At 55.6% G+C, this 9,503-nt stretch carries 8 protein-coding genes and 1 pseudogene; 3 read left to right on the top strand and 6 right to left on the bottom strand.

Annotated elements, in window-relative coordinates:
* A pseudogene (locus BLR34_RS12850) lies at positions 1-288 on the bottom strand (IS5/IS1182 family transposase); the annotation flags it as partial.
* 901 nt (positions 289-1,189) lie between these two features.
* Between BLR34_RS12850 and BLR34_RS12845 the strand changes: the two are divergent.
* Positions 1,190-2,257 carry a hypothetical protein gene (locus tag BLR34_RS12845; protein WP_092703662.1) on the top strand — a complete coding sequence of 356 codons (1,068 nt, stop codon included), beginning with the start codon at positions 1,190-1,192 and terminating at the stop codon, positions 2,255-2,257.
* Between the two features lie 85 nt (positions 2,258-2,342).
* On the opposite strand, the gene BLR34_RS12840 is transcribed toward BLR34_RS12845, so the two are convergent.
* The gene (locus BLR34_RS12840; protein ID WP_092703660.1) at positions 2,343-3,260 is read right to left on the bottom strand and encodes an NAD-dependent epimerase/dehydratase family protein; all 918 of its coding nucleotides are present in this window, start codon (positions 3,258-3,260) and stop codon (positions 2,343-2,345) included.
* 119 nt (positions 3,261-3,379) lie between these two features.
* Here BLR34_RS12840 and BLR34_RS12835 point away from each other — a divergent pair, with 119 nt between their 5' ends.
* Complete coding sequence (locus tag BLR34_RS12835) at positions 3,380-4,348, top strand: nucleotidyltransferase family protein (protein WP_092703658.1); 969 nt, start codon at positions 3,380-3,382, stop codon at positions 4,346-4,348.
* Between the two features lie 481 nt (positions 4,349-4,829).
* Here the strand turns inward: BLR34_RS12835 and BLR34_RS12830 are convergent, their stop codons facing one another.
* The 3 genes from BLR34_RS12830 to BLR34_RS17620 all read right to left on the bottom strand — a co-directional run bounded on the left by BLR34_RS12830 (position 4,830) and on the right by BLR34_RS17620 (position 7,631).
* Positions 4,830-5,777, bottom strand: a complete 948-nt coding sequence (locus BLR34_RS12830; RefSeq protein ID WP_245683219.1) for a winged helix-turn-helix transcriptional regulator — start codon at positions 5,775-5,777, stop codon at positions 4,830-4,832.
* A 217-nt stretch (positions 5,778-5,994) separates the two neighbouring features.
* On the bottom strand, positions 5,995-6,651 hold the full coding sequence (locus tag BLR34_RS12825; protein ID WP_092703656.1) for an ABC transporter ATP-binding protein: 657 nt from the start codon (positions 6,649-6,651) through the stop codon (positions 5,995-5,997).
* A 467-nt stretch (positions 6,652-7,118) separates the two neighbouring features.
* Positions 7,119-7,631: a CPBP family glutamic-type intramembrane protease gene (locus tag BLR34_RS17620; protein ID WP_368086097.1), complete on the bottom strand. Its 513-nt coding sequence runs from the start codon at positions 7,629-7,631 to the stop codon at positions 7,119-7,121.
* On the opposite strand from BLR34_RS17620, the gene BLR34_RS12815 reads away from it, so the two are divergent.
* A complete protein-coding gene (locus BLR34_RS12815; RefSeq protein ID WP_218120887.1) occupies positions 7,616-8,293 on the top strand; it encodes a winged helix-turn-helix domain-containing protein in 678 nt (225 codons plus the stop codon). The two genes, BLR34_RS17620 and BLR34_RS12815, sit on opposite strands and share 16 nt — an antisense overlap.
* A gap of 669 nt (positions 8,294-8,962) precedes the next feature.
* Here BLR34_RS12815 and BLR34_RS12805 read toward each other — a convergent pair.
* Positions 8,963-9,424 (bottom strand): NUDIX hydrolase, encoded by a 462-nt coding sequence (locus BLR34_RS12805; RefSeq protein WP_092703652.1) that lies wholly within the window; start codon positions 9,422-9,424, stop codon positions 8,963-8,965.
* Between the last annotated feature and the right edge of the window lie 79 nt (positions 9,425-9,503).

The raw sequence follows: 9,503 nt of genomic DNA, 5'->3' as shown, positions 1-9,503 counted from the left end.
AGGTGGTTTCTCGAAACCACAGGACAGCCAAGTCAGTGTATTTCGGAGTTCTCGTGTGACGGGGCGTGTGCCGTAGATGCCTTTGTAGTAGCAGTGCAGGAAGCCTTTGAAGAGTTCTGGTGGCTTGTGCACTCGTGTTCGCCCCCTCGCAGCGGGGGCGAACACGTCGTACTCCAGCAGAAACTCGAACTCCAAGTACTCGAACAACGGTGCTGTCTCCGTAGCCGCGACATTCAAGAAGTCGTCGACCGAAGCTACGTCTTGCAGGGTTTTGGTGCTGCTGGACACAGTTTCCAAATCCTGCGGCCTCCCTTGGGAGGCTTTCTATGACACGCTCTAATATTCCAAAATATCGGAGTCAATATGCTGCACAACCCCAGCTACCCTAGTCACATCAAAAACGTTAGAGAAACCATCACTCATCAACTATAGTCCAACCCCTTCAAATACCGAATCCGACGCTTCTATTGTCAACTTTCCTACGACAGCCTTGTGAATCATGGCCCGGGGCCTACCTTTCACCATGTCTCCCACAATCACACAGTCTGGATACCCTAGGACTACGAGGGATAACTACTTACACATCCCAGGAGGAGGCAAATACGGTGACGAGAACACTCAGACGACCACTGTCGCTACAGGTCGTACTCGGGACGATTCTAGTGTTCACCGCCGGGACTGCACTGCGAATCGCGCCTCGTTACTGGACATCGCTACCGTTCAATCCCGATGGATTCAAATTCGCGAGCCAAGCAGAACGGATTGCCACTAATGCCGAATTAGCGATACAAACTATCGGACCACACGGCTATACATTTCCGACATTATTGAGTCAAATACAACTGCTCACAGGCACGGAACTGCTCTGGCTCACGCAACCAGTGATTGCTGTAATCGGTGTAGTTCCCTGTCTATTGGCAGTTGCAGTCACACGACGGTTGGCACGACGATATGACTGGGACTTTTCTCGCATCTTTGCTACCACACTTGTGGCCGGACTCATTCTCGTGTTCCAAGGATTGTTCTTGCGACGAACAGTCTGGGTCCACTACGAAGTGTTGGGTCTCGTATTTTTTTAATAACATCGTACGCGTTTCACCAGTATCTGCAGTCTGGTCAGCCCCGCTGGTTAGGGATCCTCCTTTCGCTTCTCATCGTCACTCCAATAACACACCATCTCAGTACAATTATGGTAGCCCTGGCGTTAACGACGCTCGCAATCTATCATCTCACCAGATGGCCCAACTGGCGAACGCTCATGCAGATAGTTTTGATTCCCGCACTCTTTTGGGGATACTTTGGAGGGTACTACATTGTGACAAGACCGCCGTACTTCGGCGATTTGGCCGCCAAACCTGGACTATTCTTTGCCTGGATTATCGTCCTTGTCGGATTGGCGGTCTTCCTACGAACTGCCACACCTGCCCAGACACGACTTACGTTCGCCGTCCCACTTGGCGTTGCATTCGGCATCACGGTAATCAATGCGATAACAGACGTGTTTCCCGGCACAGCATCAACACAGCCACATTTGCTTCTGTATGTCAGCCCGCTCATAATCCTTGCCGTATTCATGGTCTGGGGAGCGCCGCTGGCACTGGTTGACCAGCATTACAGTCCAATCGTCCTGGCAATCGTGCTCGCTCCGATTCCATTCATTGGCTTTGCGTTCAGTGCTGGCCTCAGTCCTGAGTACTCATTATTCGCCCGGCGAGCGCAGACCTTCGGACATGTTTCGATCGCTATCATGGCTGCACTTGCGGTCGGCAACGTAGCGTGTCGTGGGGACAGCCATGCCATTAAAAAGTTCGGCATTCCGGTCATTCTTCTTATCGCTGTGATTGTTTCCGCGCCACTCGCTTTTGCCGGTCCACCTGTAATTCCCTACCAGAGTACAACGACGAACGCCGAGTTTGAGACCATCACGTTCACAGAAACCCACATTGAGGGGACGTGGACAAGTGATGACCACCCCACCCGAGTTGCACGTAACTACTACGACGCCGACACAACACGTAGTCCGACACTTGGGTGGCTTCAGGGCGGCACCCCCCCAAAGTGCCCGATACTTATCCGCGACTCATGGAACTCCGTCGGCGCAGTAGCAGTCCCTGCAGACCCTATCCCTGCCGAGGCGACCACGCTTGAGACATTCATCAAACGGGGTCAAGCTGTGTACGACGGTGGACCGGATAGCAACGGACACACGCTCGTCGTCCCAGTACAGATCAGTGACAGTCAATCAGGATCATGTTAATTTATATATGTTTCTCAGGACTAACCCCGAAACCCACGAAGATGATATTACAACCCACCGGTTTCAAACGAGTTCAAACCGTGAGTCACGGATACCCGGCACACACGCGGCGAATCCCCTCTTCGAATGAAATCTGTGGCCCCCATCCGGTTGCTTCCTTCATTTTCGAGTAATCCGCACATGTATCATGCACGTACACTGATTCAGGGATCGGATTCTCGACGTACTCCGGTTCGATATCTGTACCGAGTTCCTCATTTAACATCTTAACGACCGTGTTAAAGTCGTAGCTCTCTCCCGTCCCGAGATTGAACACGCCGTTTAGTTCGTGTTCACCGGCTAGCACAAGTCCGCGGACCACGTCGTCAACGTGCGTGAAATCTCTCGTCTGTGTTCCGTCACCATACAACACTGGCGACTCACCGTTTGCAATATCATCAGCAAACTGCGCGATGACGTTCGCGTACTCGCCCTTGTGACCTTCCGCGCCGCCGTAGCCCTGGTACACCGAGAAAAACCGCATTCCAGCCATCGTCATGTCGTAGTGGTTGGCGAAGTACTCGGCGTACCGTTCCCGGGCCATCTTCGAGGCCTCGTAGCCGGTGTTGACCGTCACGTCCATGTCCTCTGGCGAGGGCTCAGTCCGGCTGCCGTAAATCGAGGAGGTCGAGGCGTAGACGACCGTCTCACAACCCTCCTCACGCGCCTGCTCGACGACGTTGACAAAGCCCTCCACGTTCACCCGCGCGCCCTGACAGGGGTCGTCTTCGTGCATCGCGTACGACGAGAGCGCGGCCAGGTGGAACACGACATCGACGTCCGTCGGTAGGTCCTCAGCGAGGACACTCTGCTCGTAGAACGTAACCGCGTCGTCAAGGTTGTCCGGCGTCCCGAGATAACAGTCGTCGACCACGACCACGTCGTTATTCACTGCCAGCTCGTTTGCCAGGTTCGAGCCGACGAAGCCGGCCCCACCAGTGACGAGAATTCGCTGTCCCTCCATGTGTGGCTACGCAGTCACTCGACTACGTGAAAAACGGTTTGATTCATATGTGAGAAATGTTCAGTGATAGCGAAAACCAATGCAACTAAGAGGTATCTCCTATTTCTATATTGGTACGTATGGATGCAATCGTACTGGCAGGTGGGTACGCGACGCGGCTCTGGCCGATTACCAAGAGCCGGCCGAAAATGCTCCTCCCGATTGGCGAGCAAACCGTCATCGGGACTGTCTTCGAGGAACTCGAAGCCGACGACCGCATCGACGACGTCTACGTTTCGACGAACGAGAAGTTCGCCGCCGAGTTCGAGGAATATCTAGCAAACTCACCCTACGACAAGCCGCAACTCTCCATCGAAGACACGACCGCCGAGGCCGAGAAGTTCGGCGTCGTCGGCGCGCTCGGCCAGCTCGTCGACCGCGAAAACCTGACCGACGATACACTCGTCATTGCCGGCGACAATCTCATCTGCTTTGACGTGAGTGACTTCCTCGATACGTTCGAGGCCAACGCAGCCCCGACAATTGCAGCCTACGATGTCGGCTCGTACGAACGCGCGACCTCCTACGGACTAGTTGATCTCAACAACGACGGCGTCGTAACCGAGTTCCAGGAGAAGCCAGACGATCCGAACAGCACATTGGTCTCCATCGCCTGTTATGCATTCACTGCAGACACGCTCTCACTCTTTGAGGGGTACCTCGCCGGCGACAACAACCCGGACGAACCCGGGTGGTTCATTCAGTGGCTCCAGAACCGTGAGCAGGTCCATGCCTTCACCTTCGACGAACCGTGGTTCGATATCGGGACGCCGGAGAGTTACCTCGATGCAATCGCATGGTATCTCGATGGCGAGAATGCCATCCATCGTGAGGCCACAGTCGAAAATTGCGACCTACAAGAAAACGTGCAGGTCATGGCCGGTGCAACCGTGAGAGAGAGCACACTCAGCAATACTATTGTCTTCCCGAATGCGAGTATCACTGACAGCGAGATCCGCAACTCACTCATCGACGAACAGACACAGGTCACATCGCTCGATCTCTCCGGGGCAGTCATCGGCGCTCATACCCAGTTGAATGGTGACTGACCCCGATACTACGCAGTATTACCGTAATCGAAATCAACGACTAGTCAAGACCGCTTCCGAAAAATGCGCCTACGTAACGCAATACGCTGGCCCCACCCCACAAATAGCAGACTGATTCAGCGAGTTTGAATGTAATATTTTTTAATCTGATAATTGGAGACAATATCCCCCTGATGAGGGGCGGCTACCAGACACAGATATTGAAAATAGAGAGGTACTACCGTGATTAATCACCCGACAAGAGCTATCAGCGCGAATTGCAAGAATACATACCAAGGACTAGATAAATCTTATGTAGCATCGGTTTGTAGACTTTTACCGATGTGACGATACCATCGCAGTGTCCCCAGTGCGGCGCAATCTCCGTCGAGGTCGCAGAAGTACCGCCCTCCGAACACGAGCGGGGTGATTCGTGGTATACACGCGCGGAGTGTACGAACTGTGGCGACTACTCGGAATGGTTCGAGTGAGCAACCCGGAATCAACACAGAATCTGCTGCAACAACCGTAGCTCCTCGTCTTCGGTAATCCGCTCGGATTCGAGACACGCGTGGACGACTTTGTGGACCAGTTCGGGGTCGTCGAGTCCCGACGCAACGCTTTCAGACGGCCCCTCGTCCTGGTCGAGGCCCGCTTCCAGGCGCTCGATGCGCTCGTCGAGCGCCGTCAGGTGGCTCTCGATATCGGCCAGCGCCGATTCGACCTCCCCGGGTGCCACTGGATTCCCCGCTGTCGTTTCAGATTCGAGAGTCGCGTCCAGTTCGAAAACTTCGTCAACAAACGAGGCACGATCCGCCCACTCGAAACCGTCGATGCTGTTGACGCGGTTGTTGACCGTCGCGCTCGAGACGCCGAGTGCCTCGCCGATCTCCCGCTGTGTCGCTGTCGGATTGGCGGCGATAACGTCGAGAACCTCCCGCTGTTTCGGCGAGAACTCGTCCGCTCGCGGCACGGTGTCTTCGTCGTCTCCAGCGTGCGTGCTATCGCTGTCTCCACTCGCAGCGTCAGTCTCCCCAGCGGACTCGGTGTGCTCGTCGCCGTCGCGTGCAGGGTCGACGGACGACGCGACCGCAGAGTCCTCCCCGCCATCGACATCGCCTGGTTCGCCGGATTCCGGCGTTGCTGGTGCCTCGGTCGAGTCGTCGGCTGTCTCTGTCATTTCAGTTCCGTCCCCGTCAGTCGGCTCCGTTTCCGTAGCTTCCCCCGAAGCTACGCCCTGTTCGTCCCCCCCGTCGGACGCATCCGACTCCCCGGCAGTCGCCGGGTCCCCGTACTCGTCGAGCGTCCGCTCAACCAGCTCGGTCGTCGCGCTCGGCACCATCGACGCGAACTCGTCCATCGAGGCGTCGGGGTGAGCCGCGGCTTTATCGAGGATCTGCTTGTGGCGCACCGACCGAGGGTACGGGCTGTCCTCGTCATCTGTGCTCATCGCTCATTAAATGGACTGATTGTATTATATTTAAGAATTATGATGATATTTTCATAGCAAATACTGTCCGTTTATCTCCATTTAATGTAATTAAAATGTTATGATATAGCAACAACTGAGACAATAGATCTAAACAGAAATAAACAATATCGAATCGGACTCACGAGTTGGTTTCAGCAACGACGTTTCTCTCACAAGAGTCCGACACCCCCCGTGTTCACTCGACAATCCGGCCATCGCGCAGCGTCTCCGTCCGGTCGAAGTACGGGTCGAGTGCCGGGTCGTGGCTGATCGTCACCAGCGCGGTCCCGATCGACGCCTGTACGTCGAGCAACAGCGAGGCCACCTGCTCGGTCGTCTCGGGGTCGAGCTGGCCGGTCGGCTCGTCCGCGAGAATCACGTCCGGCCGGTTCGCCAGCGCCCGCGCGATGGCGACGCGCTGTTTCTCTCCGCCGCTCAGCGTCGCCGGGTAGTGGTCCCCTCTGTCTGCGACACCGAGTGTCGACAGCAGGTCGTCGACCCACGCCTCGTCGCGCTCACCCCCGTGAGTCTGGGGGAGCACGGCGTTCTCGCGGGCGGTCAAATCGGGCACCAGCTGGAAGTCCTGGAAGACGAACCCGAGCGTCTCACGCCGCAGGCGGGCGCGCTCCCGTTCGGACAGCGCCGTCGCGTCCGTCCCAGCGACCAGCACCTGCCCCGCCTCGGGTTCGTCGAGCAGCCCCAGCATCGTAAACAGCGTGGTCTTGCCGGCACCGCTCGGCCCGCGGACGAGCAGCCGGTCCCCTGCGGAGACCGAGAGCGACACGTCTTCGAGGAGCGTCATCCCGCCGCGCTCGACCGAAACCGACTCGGCCGCCAGAACCGGCTCGCTCACTGGCGGGACCGTTCGAGGGGTGGGCGTATCAGTGCTTGGGTTGGACACCAGCCAGAGCCACAGGGGCAAGCCAGCTGCTCAAGAGCAGTCGCGTGTCTGCCGATGAAATATGACAGACTCAGAGCTGTTCGAAAAGCGAACGAGCACGCTCAACGTAGCTATTTTTCGTCCAACTACGAATTGTGGTGAACTACCCCTGCCTACTCGCCGCCTCCGGCGGCTCCTTGAGGCAGGGGGGCTTAGCGCCTGCATTCAGCTAAATCGGTCCGCTGTTTTGCTGTTTTCGACGATTTTGGATACCGGTTCTCTCGTAAAACTACTGGTCGTCCACAACCTCGAAGGATGGATTTGATGCGTGCCTTTATTTCACAGATTAAATCGCTGAATAGCCTCTCACTATAGCTGTGGATTGAACAACTTTGAGATGGATATACAGACGAGTGATAGTTATCAGAGAGCGTTGTTCACTACGCTCCGCCGGGCACACGCTGCTGGTCAGCCCGGCGACCTGCGCGCTGATCCTGCAAGAGAAGCCACAGACCCATTGCACCGATGACGAGAGTGAGTCCGAGGTACGCGAGGACGTACGTTGCCGATTCTGTCCCGAGCATCATGATGAGGGGAACGTCGGCTATGAAGTGCCACACGATCAGCGGCCAGAGACTGTCGAGTCGGAACGTGACTGCCGCAAGTCCAATCGCTATCGGGAGCATCAGGAGCACGCCGAGAAGCCACTCCGCAACCGAGGCACTGAGAATGACCCGAGAGAAGTGCGTCAACCCGAACAGCACACCCGTCACGACAGCGGCGTGACCACGCCCAAGACGCCCTCGTGGAAGGTTCCACCGCTCAGTACAGGTGGTTGACCTACCACTCTCATTCTCAAGGCCATCGATATCAAAATCCTGTGAAACATATATGTAAGTCAGAAAAATATATATGTGTCTGCGGCATAGTGTATTGTATGACTGGCGACCCATCTCCCGACGGCCCTGACGAGTTCCCCTCTGGAGAGGAACTCCCGGACGAACCGGTGACCGTGGCTGATATTGATCCATTCAGTGTTGATGACGACGACGTTGAAGACATCGATGACTTCGCCGCCGCAGAGTGGACAAACCAGAGCACTGCGGACGAACGAATTCGCACGGTGATCAACAGAACGACGACTCCGAAATCGGCGTCCGACATCTCAGACACAGCTCTCGTCTCAGAAACAAAAGCCAGAACGACACTCAACAAGCTTGCTGAAGAAGGCATCGTGAGAAGTCAGCAGACCGACTCTGGAAAACTATACAGCCGAGACCCAGAGTGGCATCTTCTCAAACAGATCAGGAAACTCGCCAGCAGCGAAACGCTTGTCACTCAAATCCAGCGAATACAACAGGAACTCACAGAGTACAAATCCAAATATGACGTGAATGGCCCGGAGGAACTTCTGATTTCAGACAAGGAACTCGACCAGACTGAACTCGACGACATCTCTCACTGGCGGACAGCAGAACGAGAATTAAGCCACCTCAGAGCGGCATACCGCCTCAAAGAAGCAAAGGAGCAGGCGTCAATCGTAGGTGAACCGGAAGAGAGGCGCACGGGGAATCAAACAACAGCACCCAGGAACAATCAGGCCCCACTCGAATAATGGGACTGGGGAACGGCTCTCCAATCGATTCAGCAGCGATTGATGAGAGCGTGAATCAGATGCACCAACAACTCGGGAGAGGAGTTGTCAACGTGCGATTCCGATACCAGAAAGGGCAACCGTTCAAACCGCGTGACGGAAAAGACGTGAGAACAGCACGAGTCACGATTACGCCTGGAATCCATAAGCAGGCTGGGTATTTCGATATCCAGTGGTTGGAAAATGGAGACTACAAATACCACTATCGGGAAGAAGGACTAGAGTTTAGATTCGGACGCGAGGCAGCGAATAAGACCACCACGAAACCAATACGGCATTTTCACCCACCTACTAATCTTGACGCACACAAGCAATCCTGTATCGGGGCTGAACAACCACCAAAACGCGTTACGATTGCTGTGCTGAAGACGTGGTGGACAGCGGTCAAGAATCATGATGAGAGCTTGGTGAACGCGCAGAGTGGCTTGCCGTAGCACCGAAGGTATTGATACGCCCTCTGTGGCAATCTATACTTACGCAGTTCTACCGACCGGTCGATTCATCGGGATCAGTGTGAAGCCAACGATGACCGATTGCTGACTTCACCCGCTGAATGTTGCACTGGGTTTCTGATGGATTTCAGAGATTTCCCACTCGTTGCGGTATGTGTGTACCCTGTACACACTAGTATCAGTGCGTGGATTGCTCCGAAGGCCCTCCAAGAACCGAGTGCACCGCTGTCCGGACTTGCGGCAGCGTCGCTGGCGGTAGGTCAGTCGGGGACACCCAGCGACACTCCAGAATCCCGTGGCTCCGGGCCGGTGTGACTTCCGACAGAAGCAAACACTGAAAGGTATGGTACAGGGAAACCACATCCTGCGAGTGATGCGCATATACCATCGTTGTCGCACGGTCGGTAGCGACGATGTCACAGCCCAGTTCCTCGCGTAACTCCCGCTGGAGTCCCTCGATGCGAGATTCGCCAGCCCTGAGTCCGCCACCGGGCAGTGTCCAGAACACGTCGCCGTCGCTGTGGCGCTCTTTGACCAGGAGGACACTCGTCCCAGTCGAGGCGAGTGCTTTCACTCCCTCCCTGAGACGGGCCGGTGTCTCTGCCCCCACTGTGGAGCGTCTCCCCCGAGCGTCACTCATCAAGTATCTGGTAGTGTCTGCATTTCATTAAATTAAAAGTATTGTTTTGCACACGAGAGGTGCAAAGAGTAGCCACCCG

This window comes from Halovenus aranensis, assembly GCF_900100385.1.
Taxonomy (GTDB): Archaea; Halobacteriota; Halobacteria; order Halobacteriales; family Haloarculaceae; genus Halovenus; species Halovenus aranensis.
Note: the sequence above shows the minus strand (reverse complement) of the source record. Positions and strands in the feature narration are given on the sequence as shown.

Excerpts from the sequence above, each read along its gene's own strand:
- BLR34_RS12845 (WP_092703662.1), top strand. The coding sequence starts at position 1,190 with ATGGTAGCCCTGGCGTTAACGACGCTCGCAATCTATCATCTCACCAGA.
- BLR34_RS12835 (WP_092703658.1), top strand. The coding sequence starts at position 3,380 with ATGGATGCAATCGTACTGGCAGGTGGGTACGCGACGCGGCTCTGGCCG.
- BLR34_RS17620 (WP_368086097.1), bottom strand. The coding sequence starts at position 7,631 with ATGGGTCGCCAGTCATACAATACACTATGCCGCAGACACATATATATT.
- BLR34_RS12805 (WP_092703652.1), bottom strand. The coding sequence starts at position 9,424 with ATGAGTGACGCTCGGGGGAGACGCTCCACAGTGGGGGCAGAGACACCG.
- BLR34_RS12815 (WP_218120887.1), top strand. The coding sequence starts at position 7,616 with ATGACTGGCGACCCATCTCCCGACGGCCCTGACGAGTTCCCCTCTGGA.
- BLR34_RS12840 (WP_092703660.1), bottom strand. The coding sequence starts at position 3,260 with ATGGAGGGACAGCGAATTCTCGTCACTGGTGGGGCCGGCTTCGTCGGC.
- BLR34_RS12830 (WP_245683219.1), bottom strand. The coding sequence starts at position 5,777 with ATGAGCACAGATGACGAGGACAGCCCGTACCCTCGGTCGGTGCGCCAC.